We start from the raw sequence: 13,185 nt of genomic DNA, 5'->3' as shown, positions 1-13,185 counted from the left end.
ATCAGACCCCTGACCTGGTGTTTCAGCTGTCGGGGTGGCGGGATTTGAACCCACGACCTCTTCGTCCCGAACGAAGCGCGCTGCCAAGCTGCGCTACACCCCGATGTCGTTGCTCCACCTGCCCGCATTGCTGCTGGCCGTGGCGACATCGATTACTTTAGCGGACCGGCGCCCGGAGACGAAATCCGGTTTTCGCGGGCCGGGGTTCCGGGCCTGCGGCGGCGTGGGCCCGGGCGGAGGCGGTCCAGGGCCACCAGGAGCAGGGCCAGCGCGTAGCAGGCCAGGCCGAGGATGACGGCGTTGGTGAGGACCCCCGCGTAGCCGTGGGCGTCGACGTCCAGGAACGGGTAGGGGTAGCGCGCCGGTGAGCCGGGGGCCATGAGCGCCCCGCGGATCAGGGCGAAGCCCAGGTAGGCGAGCGGGTAGAGCAGCCACAGCGTCGCGTGGCGCCAGCGCAGGCCGCCGCGCGAGGGGGAGCCCAGGGCCCGAGGCGGTGCCAGCAGGAGCCAGTCGAGGAGCGCGCCGATCGGGGTCACGGTGTGCAGAAGGTGATTGGCGAGGGAGCGCCAGCCGGAGAGCGATTCGATGTCGTCCGTCATGGCGAAGCCGCTGGAGCCGTTGGCGAGGACGAAGTGGTAGACGAGGCCCGTGATCGAGATGAAGAGAAGCGTGCCGCCGGTCACCACGGGAGGCAGCTCACGCCGGCCCTGCCACGCGCGGCGTGCGCCGAGCGCGAAAACCACCGCCACCAGGACGTTGCTCTGGATGGTGAAGTAGCTGAGCACACGCAGCGGGCTGCCGATGGCCAGATCGATGACGATGCCGGTGACCGCGGCCAGGGCGATCAGCGCCCGGAAGGCCGCGGTCACCGGGCGGCACACTCCGGGCACCGTGATGTCGGTCGGGACGTACGACGACGTTGTCCGCGTGATCATGCCCCCACGCTAAGCACCGTCCCGCTCCCGCGCGCGCCGCCAGCGCCGGGCACCCGCCACCGCGGCCCGCCCCGAAGCACCGTCCCGCTCCCGCGCGCGCCGCCAGCGCCAGGCACCCGCCACCGCGCCCCGCCCCGCAGCGAAGCACCCTCCCGCCCCCGCTCCCGCGCGCACCACCAGCGCCAGGCACCAGCCCCCGCGCCCCGCAGCCCCGCTGACCTCAAGCCCCCGCAGCCCCGCTGACCTCAAGCCCCCGCAGCCCCGCTGACCTCAAGCCCCCGCGCCCCGCAGCCCCGCTGCCCTCAAGCCCCCGCAGCCCCGCTGACCTCAAGCCCCCGCGCCCCGCATCCCCGCTGCCCTCAAGCCCCCGCAGCCACCAACGTCAGCAGCGTTGCCTCCGGAGGGCAGGCGAAGCGCATGGGGGTGTAGCGGTTGGCGCCGCAGCCCGCGGAGACGTGCATGTACGACGTCCGGCCCTCCGCCTCGTGTGTCGAGAGGCCCTTCACGCGCTCCGTGTCCAGGTCGCAGTTGGTGACCAGCGCCCCGTAGAAGGGGATGCACACCTGGCCGCCATGCGTGTGGCCCGCGAGGATCAAGGGGTAGCCGTCGGCCGCGAAAGCGTCGAGCGCGCGCAGGTACGGAGCGTGCACGATGCCCATCGAGAAGTCGGCGCCGGTGTCCGGACCGCCCGCCACGCGCGCGTACCGGTCGCGTTTGATGTGCGGGTCGTCCAGGCCGGTGAGCCCGATCTCGTAGCCCTCGATCTTCAGGGCGCCCCGCGTGTTCGTCAGGTTCACCCAGCCCGCGGCGTCGAAGCCGTCGCGCAGGTCCTCCCACGGGTTGTGGATCACGCCGACGGCGGGTGCGTTGCCGTTCAGGCCGTGCTTGCCCTGCGACTTCTCGACCAGGTAGCGGACGGGGTTGCGCGGCTTGGGGCCGTAGTAGTCGTTCGAGCCGAAAACGTACGCCCCGGGGAACTGCATCAGCGGGCCGAGCGCGTCCAGCGTCTCCGGGACGCCCTCCGGGTCGGAGAGGTTGTCCCCGGTGTTGATCACGAAGTCGGGGCGCAGACCCGCGAGCGAACGCAGCCAGCGCTGCTTCTTGCGCTGCCCCGACACCATGTGGATGTCCGACACCTGGAGAACTCTGAGCGGTCGCATCCCGGGCGGCAGGACCGGCACCGTGATCCTTCGCAGTCGGAAGAAGCGGGCTTCGAAGCCCACCGAGTAGGCCAGACCGGCGGCGGCCGTCGCCGCGATTCCCAGGGGTACTGCGTATTGCGCGCGCATCCTCCCATCGTGTCAGACCCGAAGGCCCCGTAAATCGGCGGGCGTCGGGCCGTACGCACCTGCGACAATCACCGCATGACCACGCTCAAGTCGAAGCTTCAGGAAGACCTCACCGCCGCGATCAGGGGGCGTGACGAGCTGCGCTCCTCCACGCTCCGGCTGACCCTCACCGCCATCACGAAGGAGGAGGTCTCGGGCAAGACGGCCCGCGAACTCTCCGACGACGAGGTGCAGAAGGTGATCGCCCGCGAGGCAAAGAAGCGTCGCGAGGCCGCGGAGGCCTTCGCCCAGGGCGGTCGCGCCGAGCAGGCCGCCAAGGAGAAGGCGGAGGGCGAGGTCCTCGCCGAGTACCTGCCGAAGCAGCTCTCCGAGGACGAGCTTCAGGCGATCGTCGCCCAGGCCGTCGAGGAGGCGAAGGCCGCCGGTGCCGAGGGGCCGCGCGCCATGGGCCAGGTCATGAAGATCGTGAACCCGAAGGTCGCGGGCCTGGCCGAGGGCGGCCGCGTCGCCGCCGTGGTGAAGCAGCTGCTCGCGGGCTGAGCAGGCAGGTACGTCGATGGGGGCGCCCCCCCGATCAGTAGGGGCGCCCCCATCCAGTACGCGAATGGGGGCGCCCCCTGATCAAAAGGGGCGCCCCCATTCACGTACTGGTACTGGAGAGAGGGAGTGGCCGGGCCGGCCTACCGCCCCCAGCCGCCGATCCCGCCCCCATTGCCGTTACCGCCCCCGCCGTTACCGCCGCCACCGATGACGTCCGGCGGCAGGGAGATGTCCGGCCAGGGGTCGCCGCCTCCGCCGCCACCGCCGTTGTTGCCGCCGCCCCCACCGTCACCATTACCGCCACCGCCGTTGCCCGGCGGCTTGTTGTCCTCGTGGTGCTCGTCCCCGCCCTTGTCCTTGTCGCCGCCCGGGATGTGGACGGTGTTGAAGCCCGGCGCCGGCTTGCCCGCGAGCGCACCGCTCATCGCGTCCCGCCAGATCGGGCCGGGGACCTCACCACCGAAGACCTTGCCGTACGTGCGTCCGCCGATGGTGATGTCGACCATCTGCCGCTTGTGCTCCGGGTCGCCGACCCACACCGCGCCCGACATGTTCGGGGTGTAGCCCACGAACCAGGCGGCGTAGCGGAAGTCGGTCGTACCCGTCTTGCCCGCGCTCGCACGGGAGCCGAGGCCGGCCTGCTTGCCGGTTCCGTCCTCGACCACGCCCTTCAGGAGGGTGTTGATCGTGTCCGCCGTCTTCGTCGACATCGCACGCGAGCACGTCGACTTCGGCACCGGCAGCGACTTGCCGCCCGGAGCGGCGATCGACTCGATCGCGACGGGCGAGCAGTACTTACCGCGCGCGGCGAACGTCGCGTACGCGCCCGCCATCGTCAGCGGCGACATCTCCTGGGTGCCGAGCGCGATCGACGGCGCCTGGTCGATCTTCCTGCCGTCGGCCCGCTCGACGCCCATCTTCTCGGACATCTGCGTCACCGGGCAGATCCCGATGTCGCCGATCATCTCGACGTAGTAGGTGTTGACCGACTTCGCGGTCGCTTCCCGCATGTCGTACGGGCCGACCTCGGTCTCGTTCTCGTTGGTGAGCTTCCAGTTCCCCGTGTTCGCCCACTTCTTGCCGTCACACGCCGCGACGCTGCTGGGGTACGGCATCTCGTACGGCGAGTCGTAGCTCTTCGTGGCGGGCATCCCGCCCTCCAGGGCGGCCGCTGCCACGATCGGCTTGAAGGTCGAGCCCGGCTGGTAGCCCGCGCCGCCGCCCATGGCGTGGTCCACGGACAGGTTCATCGAGGTCTCGTTGTCCTTGAGGTTGATCCCGTACGGCCGCGACTGGCCCATGCCCAGGATCTTGCCGGTGCCCGGCTCGACGATGGTGGCCGCCGTCGCCACGTCGTCCTTCTGGTTGACGTGATCCTTTATCGAGGCCTGCACCGACTTCTGTGACTGCGGGTCGAGGGTCGTCTTGATCCGCAGACCGCCCTGGTTCCAGACCTTGGCCCGGTCCTTCTGGGTCTTGCCGAAGACCGGGTCGGAGAGGAAGACCTCGCGTACGTAGTCACAGAAGAACCCGGCGCCGCTGACCGCCGTGATGCAGCCGTTCTTGGGCTTGCTCACCTTGAGTCCGAGCGGCTTCGCCTTCGCCTCCGCGGCCTCCGCCTGCGTGAGGTCGTGCGTCTCCGCCATCCGCTGCAGCACGGTGTTGCGGCGCTTGGTGGCTTCCTCCGAGTCGTTCACGGGGTCGTACCGGCTGGGGGACTGCACGATGCCGGCGAGCAGCGCGGCCTCCTGGACCTGCAGATCCTTGGCCGGCTTGGAGAAGTAGCGCTGGGCCGCGGCCTCGACTCCGTACGCCTGCTGCCCGAAGTAGGTGATGTTCAGGTAGTTGCTGAGGATGCGCTTCTTGCCCAGCTTCTCCTCGACCTGGATCGCGTACTTCAGCTCGCGGATCTTGCGCCCGAGGGTCTGCTGGGTGGCCTCGGCGACCTTCGTCGGGTCGTTGCCCGCCTCTTCGACGAAGACGTTCTTCACGTACTGCTGCGTGAGTGTGGACGCGCCCTGGGAGACGCCGCCGCTCTGCGCGTTCTGGTTCAGCGCGCGAAGGATGCCCTTCGCGTCGATCGCGCCGTGCTCGTAGAAGCGCGAGTCCTCGATCGCGACGATCGCCTTCTGCATGTACGGCGAGATCTCCTTGAGGGGGACCACCGTGCGGTCACGCGAGTAGACCGTGGCGATGGAGCCGCCCTCGCTGTCGAGGATCGTGGTGCGCTGACTCAGCGGCGGCTGCTCCAAGTTGGACGGGATCTCGTCGAACTCCTCCACCGAGCCCTTCGCCGCGAGGCCGAGCGCGCCGGCCGCGGGCAGGGCGATGCCTGCCAGCACGGCTCCCGCAAGCACGCTGACACCTAGGAACTTCGCGGCCTGCTGAGTTGGTGACAGACCACCGCCCGAGCGCTTCTTTCCCATGGGGGCAGCCTACGTTCTGATTCGCCGGACACGCCTCAATGCCTTGGCCTAAGCTGCTCTCAACTGTCACAGCAGTGCGGTTCGGCAACAACCCCTCTCTCGGTCCCGAATCCCGAATGGGCTCCCCCCTCTGCTCATCCAGATGGCCCGGGGAAGTGCCCGAATTCGCCTCATGCGGCATTCGATGCCCGTTGTGACTCAGCTGAAGTGCCCGCATTTGCCGGGTTAATCACGCATGTCGCCAGCTCACTCCGTCGGGTGATCTGCCGCTTACGCATAGTCCGTTCGGGCCATTCAAGATTGGGCCCGAAGGGGGTGTTGCGCTGTGCCCACCTTCCGTAACGTCCTCAACTGGCGGCGGTGAATATGCCGCTGCCGCCGTGGGGGAGCCTCGATTCGGGAGAGGACGGCGCCGGTATGGGCTGGGTAACCGACTGGAGTGCGCAGGCGGCCTGCCGCACTACCGATCCAGATGAACTGTTCGTTCAAGGAGCAGCGCAGAACAGGGCCAAGGCGGTGTGCACCGGATGCCCGGTGCGCACGGAGTGCCTGGCCGACGCGCTGGACAACCGCGTCGAATTCGGCGTGTGGGGTGGCATGACTGAGCGGGAGCGCCGCGCATTGCTGCGCAGGCGTCCCACGGTCACCTCGTGGCGCCGTCTGCTGGAGACGGCGCGCTCCGAGTACGAGCGTGGCGCGGGCCTGCTGCCCGTGGACTTGGAGGACGACGAGACGTACGAGAGCTACGCCGCAGTGGGGTAGCGCCCGTCGGCCGCATGGCGGCGGGGAGCCCCCGTAGGGGTGCCCCACCGACCGCGTGGCAGTGGGTGAAACCTGCTGCTCGGGCAGCTCGGCTGCTCAGTGGCTCAGGCTGCTCCGGCCGCATCACCATCAGCACCGGCCGCGAGCCGTTCCCCGATGGCCCGAAGGCCTGCCAGGTCGTGCACGTCGCCCGGCAGCGCCGTCACTTCGGCCACGGCCACCTCGGGGTGAAGCGCGGTGAAGCGATCGCGCGTGCGCTGTTCGCGCGCGAGCAGCCGCATGCGTTCCGCGTGCAGGCGCAGCAGACCGGCCGTCAGCTGCGCCACGGGCTGCTGAGCGTCATGAGGCTCGGCGGAGGTCGCAGACGTCTCTGCGGAGGCTTCAGAGGTCTCTTCGGAAGGCGTGTCAGAAGGTGCGGGGGTCTCGGAACTGCCGGGGGCCTCGTGGGAGTTGCCGGGAGCCTCGGGGGATGCCTCGTGGGGCGCCTCGGGGGAGGCCTCGCGGGAGCTACGAACACCTTCCTTCCCGTCCTCCTGATCCACAATGCGGCTCTCATCAAGATTTTCCGCGGCGGCAAGTGCCCGCTCGGCCGAGAGCTGAGCGGCGCCGCTGCTGTGCACCCTGTTCAGCACGAGACCCGCGAGCGGCATGTCGTCGGCCGCCAGGCGCTCCACGAAGTACGCCGCTTCCCGCAGCGCGTCCCGCTCAGGCGACGCCACCACGAGGAACGCCGTGCCCGGCGCCTGGAGCAGCCGGTACGTGGCGTCCGCGCGGGTACGAAAGCCGCCGAACATGGTGTCCATCGCGGCCACGAACGTCTGGACATCACGCAGCAGTTGACCGCCGAGCAGCTTGCCCAGGGCCCCCGTCATCATCGACATCCCGACGTTCAGGAACTTCATCCCGGCCCGGCCGCCCACCTTGGCGGGGGCCATCAGCACTCGGATCAGCTTCCCGTCCAGGAAGGAGCCGAGGCGCTTCGGCGCGTCGAGGAAGTCCAGGGCCGAACGCGACGGCGGCGTGTCGACGACGATCAGGTCCCACTCGTCACGGGAGCGCAACTGCCCCAGCTTCTCCATCGCCATGTACTCCTGCGTGCCCGCGAAGCCCGCCGAAAGCGACTGGTAGAAGGGGTTGCCGAGGATCGCTGCCGCGCGCTCCTTGTCCGCGTGCGCCTCGACGATCTCGTCGAAGGTGCGCTTCATGTCGAGCATCATGGCGTGCAGCTCGCCGTCGCCGGAGGCGCCCTCGATGGCCTTGACCTGGCGGGGGACGTTGTCGAGGGAATCGATCCCCATGGACTGCGCGAGCCGGCGCGCCGGGTCGATGGTCAGGACGACGACCTTGCGGCCCCGTTCGGCGGCGCGCAGGCCGAGCGCGGCGGCCGTGGTCGTCTTGCCGACGCCTCCGGAGCCGCAGCACACCACGATGCGGGTCTTCGGGTCGTCGAGCAGGGCGTCCACGTCGAGCGTGCGGGCCGGGTCCAGGGGACGAGTCGTGTCCGGGTTCCGTGCCGGGTCCGAAGTCATGCGATCCCTTGCTTCCGCAGTTCCGTGGCGAGTTCGTAGAGCCCCGCCAGGTCCATTCCCCCGGCCAGCAGGGGGAGTTCGTGCAGGGGGAGGCCGAGATCGCCCAGAACGGCCCGCTGGGAGCCCTCCAGGGCGTGCCGCTCGGCGTACTCGGCGGCCTGCTCCAGGAGCGGGTCCACGAGGCGCTCGGCGACGCCGCCGCGGCGTGCCCCGCCGAGCCCGGCGGCGGACAGGGACTTGGCGATGGCGGTACGCGGGGTCTGGCCGAGGCCGAGTTCCAGGGACGCCTCGTCGAGGAGCGCGGGCCGCACCATGTTCACGATGACGCGCCCCACGGGAAGCTTGGCCGCGCGCAGCTCGGCGATCCCGTCGGCGGTCTCCTGGACGGGCATCTCCTCAAGGAGCGTCACCAGGTGGACCGCTGTCTCCGGAGACTTCAGGACGCGCATCACGGCCTGCGCCTGGTTGTGTATCGGGCCGATCTTGGCCAGGCCCGCGACCTCGTCGTTCACGTTCAGGAAGCGCGTGATGCGGCCGGTGGGCGGCGCGTCCATCACCACGCAGTCGTACGCGTAACGCCCGCTCTTGTCCTTGCGGCGTACGGCCTCGCAGGCCTTGCCGGTCAGCAGGACGTCCCGCAGACCGGGAGCCACCGTGGTGGCGAAGTCGATGGCGCCGAGTTTCTTGAGCGCGCGTCCCGCGCCCCCCAGCTTGTAGAACATCTGGAGGTAGTCGAGCAACGCCAGTTCTGGATCGATGGCAAGGGCATACACCTCCCCGCCCCCGGGAGCGACGGCGATCTTCCGCTCCTCATACGGCAGCGCTTCGGTCTCGAAGAGCTGCGCGATGCCTTGTCTGCCCTCCACCTCCACGAGGAGGGTGCGCTTGCCCTCCGTCGCGAGGGCGAGCGCGAGTGCGGCGGCCACCGTGGTCTTGCCGGTACCGCCCTTGCCGCTGACGACCTGGAGCCTGCTCACACTTCCGAGCCTAACCAGTCGCCGTCCGGGCTAAGCAGGAGGCCACCGTGAGCAGTGCCTCACAACGGCTACAGTCGGCCATATGACCAAGTGGGAATACGCAACCGTGCCGCTGCTCGTCCATGCCACGAAGCAGATTCTGGACACCTGGGGCGAGGACGGCTGGGAGCTCGTCCAGGTCGTGCCCGGGCCGAACAACCCTGAGCAGCTCGTGGCCTACCTGAAGCGGGAGAGGCAGGCATGAGCGGCAACGTCGAGGCGAAACTGGCCGAACTCGGCCTGACGCTGCCCGAGGTCGTGCCGCCGCTCGCCGCCTACCAGCCGGCTGTCCAGTCCGGTGTGTACGTCTACACCGCGGGCCAGCTCCCGATGGTGGAGGGCAAGCTTCCGATGACCGGCAAGGTCGGCGGAGAGGTGACCCCCGAGGAGGCCAAGGAACTGGCCCGCACGTGCGCGCTGAACGCGCTCGCCGCGGTGAAGTCCGTCGCCGGTGACCTCGACCGGATCGCCCGCGTCGTGAAGGTCGTCGGTTTCGTGGCCTCGGCCCCGGACTTCACGGGCCAGCCCGCGGTGCTCAACGGCACGAGCGAGCTGCTCGGCGAGGTGCTCGGCGACAAGGGCGTGCACGCCCGCAGCGCCGTGGGCGTGGCGGTCCTGCCGCTGGACGCGCCGGTCGAGGTCGAGATCCAGGTGGAGCTGACCGAGGCGTAGTCCGTCCTCCGCGTGGCCTGATCGCTGCCTTCTGGCACCCGATAGTTGCCTCTCGAACATCCGCCCACCAGGGGATAGCCTCCGCCCATGGCTAATGGGCAGTGGTACCCCCCGGAGTGGCCCGACCGCATCCGTGCGCTGAGCAGCGGCGAACTGACGCCGGCGACTCCGCGCCGGGCGGCCACGGTCATGCTCCTGCGGGACTCCCGGGTTTCCGGTGACTCCCGTGACTCCGTGGTGGGCCCCGCCGTACACATGCTGCGCAGACGCGCCTCCATGGCCTTCGCCGGAGGCGCGTACGCGTATCCGGGCGGGGGCGTGGACCCGCGTGACGACGACCGCCTCGTGCGCTGGGCGGGCCCGTCCCTCACGACGTGGGCGGCGCGCCTCGGTGTGGACGAGCCGGGGGCCCAGGCGATCGTGTGCGCCGCCGTACGCGAGACGTTCGAGGAGGCGGGTGTACTGCTCGCGGGGCCGACCCCGTCGAGCGTCGTCGGCGACACCACGGGCGACGACTGGGAGGCCGACCGGGAGGCGCTGGTGGCCCGCGCGCTCTCCTTCGCGGAATTCCTCGACCGCAGGGATCTGGTCCTCCGTAGTGACCTGCTCGGCGCCTGGGCCCGGTGGATCACTCCGGAGTTTGAGCCGAAGCGCTACGACACGTTCTTCTTCGTGGCGGCCCTCCCGGAGGGGCAGCGCACGCGCAACGCCTCCACGGAGGCCGACCGTACGGTGTGGATCGCTCCGGGGGAGGCCACGGCGGGTTACGACAAGGGCGACCTCCTGATGATGCCGCCCACCATCGCCACCCTGCGCCAACTGAGCCGCTACGGGTCGGCCGCGGACGCCCTGGCCGCAGCCCCGGAGCGCGACCTCACCCCCGTACTGGCGCAAGCGCGCCTGGAGGACGGCGAGTTGGTGCTGACCTGGCCGGGCCACGAAGAGTTCACCAAGCACATCCCTACGGGGGGTTCAGCATGACCACGGCCACGGCCACGCCTGATCCCGCCGCCCCTGCCACGAACCGGACGGGAGTCACCCCCGCATGACCGAAGCCGCCGCCCTTCCCGGGCAGCCCCGGGGCGGAGTCCTCAGCGGTCCCGCCACCGCCCGCGCGGTCAACGTCCTGGCCCCCAACGCCTCCGCGATGACGCTGGACGGGACCAACACCTGGATCGTCTCCGAGCCTGGCTCCGGTCTTGCGGTCGTCGTCGACCCGGGGCCCCTGGACGACGGACACCTCCAGCACGTCATCGCCACCGCCGAGAAGGCCGGGCAGCGGGTCGCGCTCACCCTCCTCACCCACGGCCACCCCGACCACGCGGAGGGCGCCGCGCGCTTCGCCGAGCTGACCGGCACCAAGGTCCGGGCCCTCGACCCGGCGCTGCGTCTGGGCGACGAGGGGCTTGGCGCGGGTGACGTGATCACGACGGGCGGCCTCGAACTCCGGGTGGTCCCGACGCCGGGTCACACCGCGGACTCCCTCTGCTTCCATCTCCCGGCCGATCAGGCGGTCCTGACGGGCGATACGGTCCTGGGCCGCGGTACGACGGTCGTGGCGCACCCTGACGGCCGCCTGGGGGACTATCTGGACTCCCTGCGGCGCCTGCGGTCCCTGGCGGTCGACGACGGCGTGCACACGGTCCTGCCGGGCCACGGTCCGGTCCTCGATGACGCCCAGGGCGCCGTCGAGTTCTACCTGGCCCACCGCGCGAACCGCCTCGCCCAGGTCGAGACGGCCGTGGAGAACGGCCACGCGGCCCCGTCGGACGTGGTCGCCCACGTCTACGCGGACGTGGACCGCTCCTTGTGGCCGGCAGCGGAACTGTCGGTCAGGGCACAACTGGACTACTTGCAGGAACACGGCTTGATCTAGCCCCAACACCAGCCTGCTCGCTCCGGGGGGTCTCGCGCCCACCCACCCCACCAAGGCGCAACCCACCCACCCCACACCGCGGGGCAATCGGGTGGGTGGGTGGGAAATGCTTGTGCGGAAGCACGGATGGGGCCCAGCCTCAGAGAGGCGGGACCCCATCCACGTACAAGAAACAGCGTCAGCGTCCCGCGTCAGCGAGAACGCTTCGCCAACCGCTCCACGTCCAGCAAAATCACCGCGCGAGCCTCAAGCCGAAGCCAGCCGCGCCCGGCGAAGTCCGCCAGAGCCTTGTTGACCGTCTCGCGGGACGCGCCGACCAGCTGGGCCAGCTCTTCCTGCGTGAGGTCGTGCACCACGTGAATACCCTCTTCGGACTGCACGCCGAAGCGGCGCGACAGGTCGAGAAGGGCGCGGGCCACACGCCCGGGCACGTCGGAGAAGACCAGATCGGACATCTGGTCGTTCGTCTTGCGCAGGCGCCGAGCGACGGCACGCAGCAGCGCCGCGGCCACCTCGGGCCGTGCGTTCAGCCACGGCTGAAGATCACCGTGGCCGAGGCCGAGCAGCTTGACCTCGGTGAGCGCGGAGGCGGTGGCCGTACGCGGACCCGGGTCGAACAGCGAGAGCTCACCGATGAGCTCGCCGGGACCGAGCACCGCGAGCATGTTCTCGCGGCCGTCGGGTGAGGTGCGGTGAAGCTTCACCTTGCCCTCGGTGACCACGTAAAGGCGGTCTCCGGGGTCACCTTCATGGAAAAGCGCATCCCCGCGCGCGAGCGTCACCTCACTCATGGAGGCGCGGAGCTCCGCGGCCTGCTCATCATCGAGCGCCGCGAAGAGCGGGGCGCGCCGCAGAACGTCGTCCACGAGTTCTCTCCTTGTCGGCCTGCATCAGGGGACTGTGGCCCCCCATTTTGCCGGACGGTCCAAACAGTGTGATCAGTCACAAGTCTGCCGCACCGGCGTCGCAAGCTGTGCGGGAGGGGGCCAATTGGGGGCCGATCCATGGGGTCAAGGGCGGATGTCAGTGTCGGGCTCTAGGCTGGCCGGGTGTCCAAAAAGCCGGTGGGAGCCCAGGCCAGGAGTACCGGGAAGGCTACAGCCCAACCGGATTCCGCTGTGGGCGAACATACATCCACTGAGCCAGAGAATGCGACAAAAGGGACAAGGGTGCCACCGGTGAGCAAGCCTTCGGAGCAGATTCAGGCCACCGCCGCCGCGGCGAAGTCCACCCCGGCCAAGAAGGCCCCCGCGGCCAAGAAGGCCCCGGCAGCCAAGAAGACCACCCCCACCAAGAAGGCCGCTCCGACGAAGGCCGAGACCAAGGGCAAGCCCGAGTCCCACACCTCCCTCGTCCGCCGAGCCCGCCGCATCAACCGTGGGCTCGCCGAGGTGTATTCGTACGCCCACCCCGAGCTGGACTTCGAGAACCCCTTCGAGCTCCTCGTCGCCACGGTCCTCTCCGCGCAGACCACCGACCTGCGGGTGAATCAGACGACCCCGCGCCTCTTCGCCGCGTACCCGACCCCGGAGGACCTCGCGGCCGCCAGCCCCGAAGAGGTCGAGGAGTTGATCCGGCCGACCGGCTTCTTCCGGGCGAAGACAAAGTCGATCATGGGGCTCGCCACGGCCCTCAGGGACCACCACGGCGGCGAGGTCCCCGGCCGCATAGAGGACCTGGTCAAGCTCCCCGGCGTAGGACGCAAGACCGCGTTCGTCGTGCTCGGGAACGCCTTCGGGGTCCCCGGCATCACCGTGGACACCCACTTCGGACGCCTCGTCAGGCGCTGGAAGTGGACTGAGGAGACCGACCCGGTGAAGGTCGAGGCCGCCGTCGCCGACCTCTTCCCGAAGAGCGAGTGGACGATGCTCTCGCACCGCGTGATCTTCCACGGCCGCCGCATCTGCCACTCCCGCAAGCCCGCCTGCGGCGCCTGTCCGATCGCCGATCTCTGCCCGGCGTACGGAGAGGGCGAGACCGATCCCGAGAAGGCGAAGAAGCTCCTGAAGTACGAGATGGGCGGCCTGCCGGGCCAGCGCCTCAAGCCCCCGCCGGACTATCCGGGGAAGGCCGCGCCCCCGCTGGGCGCCGCATGAGCGAGGAACCAACCGAGGGTTCACAGGCGTTGTCCACAGTTGGA

13 protein-coding genes and 1 tRNA gene are annotated in these 13,185 nt (G+C 69.9%); 7 read left to right on the top strand and 7 right to left on the bottom strand.

The features are described 5' to 3' along the window. Window positions 1–29 precede the first annotated feature (29 nt). The 3 genes from ACZ5U5_RS31705 to ACZ5U5_RS31695 form a co-directional block, all read right to left on the bottom strand. Window positions 30–103, bottom strand: a tRNA-Pro gene (locus tag ACZ5U5_RS31705). A 49-nt stretch (window positions 104–152) separates the two neighbouring features. Continuing rightward, window positions 153–935: a Pr6Pr family membrane protein gene (locus tag ACZ5U5_RS31700; protein WP_469028511.1), complete on the bottom strand. Its 783-nt coding sequence runs from the start codon at window positions 933–935 to the stop codon at window positions 153–155. Between the two features lie 359 nt (window positions 936–1,294). Then, the gene (locus tag ACZ5U5_RS31695; RefSeq protein WP_469028509.1) at window positions 1,295–2,224 is read right to left on the bottom strand and encodes a metallophosphoesterase; all 930 of its coding nucleotides are present in this window, start codon (window positions 2,222–2,224) and stop codon (window positions 1,295–1,297) included. Between the two features lie 75 nt (window positions 2,225–2,299). Between ACZ5U5_RS31695 and ACZ5U5_RS31690 the strand changes: the two genes are divergently transcribed. Then, window positions 2,300–2,764 carry a GatB/YqeY domain-containing protein gene (locus ACZ5U5_RS31690; RefSeq protein WP_363210525.1) on the top strand — a complete coding sequence of 155 codons (465 nt, stop codon included), beginning with the start codon at window positions 2,300–2,302 and terminating at the stop codon, window positions 2,762–2,764. 140 nt (window positions 2,765–2,904) lie between these two features. On the opposite strand, the gene ACZ5U5_RS31685 is transcribed toward ACZ5U5_RS31690, so the two are convergent. Further along, on the bottom strand, window positions 2,905–5,190 hold the full coding sequence (locus ACZ5U5_RS31685) for a transglycosylase domain-containing protein (RefSeq protein ID WP_469028505.1): 2,286 nt from the start codon (window positions 5,188–5,190) through the stop codon (window positions 2,905–2,907). Between the two features lie 417 nt (window positions 5,191–5,607). Between ACZ5U5_RS31685 and ACZ5U5_RS31680 the strand changes: the two genes are divergently transcribed. After that, the gene (locus tag ACZ5U5_RS31680) at window positions 5,608–5,952 is read left to right on the top strand and encodes a WhiB family transcriptional regulator (protein WP_167828965.1); all 345 of its coding nucleotides are present in this window, start codon (window positions 5,608–5,610) and stop codon (window positions 5,950–5,952) included. 104 nt (window positions 5,953–6,056) lie between these two features. On the opposite strand, the gene bagB is transcribed toward ACZ5U5_RS31680, so the two are convergent. Next, complete coding sequence (gene bagB, locus ACZ5U5_RS31675; protein ID WP_469028503.1) at window positions 6,057–7,481, bottom strand: ATPase BagB; 1,425 nt, start codon at window positions 7,479–7,481, stop codon at window positions 6,057–6,059. After that, window positions 7,478–8,458, bottom strand: coding sequence for an ATPase BagA (bagA, locus tag ACZ5U5_RS31670; RefSeq protein ID WP_469028500.1), 981 nt, complete (start codon window positions 8,456–8,458; stop codon window positions 7,478–7,480). Before bagA ends, bagB begins: the two co-directional genes overlap by 4 nt. 82 nt (window positions 8,459–8,540) lie before the next feature. Here bagA and ACZ5U5_RS31665 point away from each other — a divergent pair, with 82 nt between their 5' ends. The 4 genes from ACZ5U5_RS31665 to ACZ5U5_RS31650 all read left to right on the top strand — a co-directional run bounded on the left by ACZ5U5_RS31665 (window position 8,541) and on the right by ACZ5U5_RS31650 (window position 11,045). Then, on the top strand, window positions 8,541–8,702 hold the full coding sequence (locus ACZ5U5_RS31665; RefSeq protein WP_010986011.1) for a DUF4177 domain-containing protein: 162 nt from the start codon (window positions 8,541–8,543) through the stop codon (window positions 8,700–8,702). Then, window positions 8,699–9,169 carry a RidA family protein gene (locus ACZ5U5_RS31660; protein WP_363210529.1) on the top strand — a complete coding sequence of 157 codons (471 nt, stop codon included), beginning with the start codon at window positions 8,699–8,701 and terminating at the stop codon, window positions 9,167–9,169. Before ACZ5U5_RS31665 ends, ACZ5U5_RS31660 begins: the two co-directional genes overlap by 4 nt. A gap of 87 nt (window positions 9,170–9,256) precedes the next feature. Then, window positions 9,257–10,150 carry an NUDIX hydrolase gene (locus ACZ5U5_RS31655; protein WP_469028496.1) on the top strand — a complete coding sequence of 298 codons (894 nt, stop codon included), beginning with the start codon at window positions 9,257–9,259 and terminating at the stop codon, window positions 10,148–10,150. 64 nt (window positions 10,151–10,214) lie between these two features. Next, complete coding sequence (locus ACZ5U5_RS31650) at window positions 10,215–11,045, top strand: MBL fold metallo-hydrolase (RefSeq protein ID WP_469028494.1); 831 nt, start codon at window positions 10,215–10,217, stop codon at window positions 11,043–11,045. A 191-nt stretch (window positions 11,046–11,236) separates the two neighbouring features. Here ACZ5U5_RS31650 and ACZ5U5_RS31645 read toward each other — a convergent pair whose 3' ends face one another. Beyond that, window positions 11,237–11,911 (bottom strand): Crp/Fnr family transcriptional regulator, encoded by a 675-nt coding sequence (locus ACZ5U5_RS31645; protein ID WP_016642758.1) that lies wholly within the window; start codon window positions 11,909–11,911, stop codon window positions 11,237–11,239. A 183-nt stretch (window positions 11,912–12,094) separates the two neighbouring features. On the opposite strand from ACZ5U5_RS31645, the gene nth reads away from it, so the two are divergent. Continuing rightward, a complete protein-coding gene (nth, locus tag ACZ5U5_RS31640) occupies window positions 12,095–13,141 on the top strand; it encodes an endonuclease III (RefSeq protein ID WP_469028491.1) in 1,047 nt (348 codons plus the stop codon). Window positions 13,142–13,185 lie beyond the last annotated feature (44 nt).

Source organism: Streptomyces sp. NPDC033177, from assembly GCF_055577715.1.
Note: the sequence above shows the minus strand (reverse complement) of the source record. Positions and strands in the feature narration are given on the sequence as shown.

What these genes read in the sequence shown, in the direction of transcription:
- ACZ5U5_RS31700 (WP_469028511.1), bottom strand. Translation starts at nt 935, where the DNA reads ATGATCACGCGGACAACGTCGTCGTACGTCCCGACCGACATCACGGTG.
- ACZ5U5_RS31695 (WP_469028509.1), bottom strand. Translation starts at nt 2,224, where the DNA reads ATGCGCGCGCAATACGCAGTACCCCTGGGAATCGCGGCGACGGCCGCC.
- ACZ5U5_RS31690 (WP_363210525.1), top strand. Translation starts at nt 2,300, where the DNA reads ATGACCACGCTCAAGTCGAAGCTTCAGGAAGACCTCACCGCCGCGATC.
- ACZ5U5_RS31685 (WP_469028505.1), bottom strand. Translation starts at nt 5,190, where the DNA reads ATGGGAAAGAAGCGCTCGGGCGGTGGTCTGTCACCAACTCAGCAGGCC.
- ACZ5U5_RS31680 (WP_167828965.1), top strand. Translation starts at nt 5,608, where the DNA reads ATGGGCTGGGTAACCGACTGGAGTGCGCAGGCGGCCTGCCGCACTACC.
- bagB (WP_469028503.1), bottom strand. Translation starts at nt 7,481, where the DNA reads ATGACTTCGGACCCGGCACGGAACCCGGACACGACTCGTCCCCTGGAC.
- ACZ5U5_RS31665 (WP_010986011.1), top strand. Translation starts at nt 8,541, where the DNA reads ATGACCAAGTGGGAATACGCAACCGTGCCGCTGCTCGTCCATGCCACG.
- ACZ5U5_RS31660 (WP_363210529.1), top strand. Translation starts at nt 8,699, where the DNA reads ATGAGCGGCAACGTCGAGGCGAAACTGGCCGAACTCGGCCTGACGCTG.
- ACZ5U5_RS31655 (WP_469028496.1), top strand. Translation starts at nt 9,257, where the DNA reads ATGGCTAATGGGCAGTGGTACCCCCCGGAGTGGCCCGACCGCATCCGT.
- ACZ5U5_RS31650 (WP_469028494.1), top strand. Translation starts at nt 10,215, where the DNA reads ATGACCGAAGCCGCCGCCCTTCCCGGGCAGCCCCGGGGCGGAGTCCTC.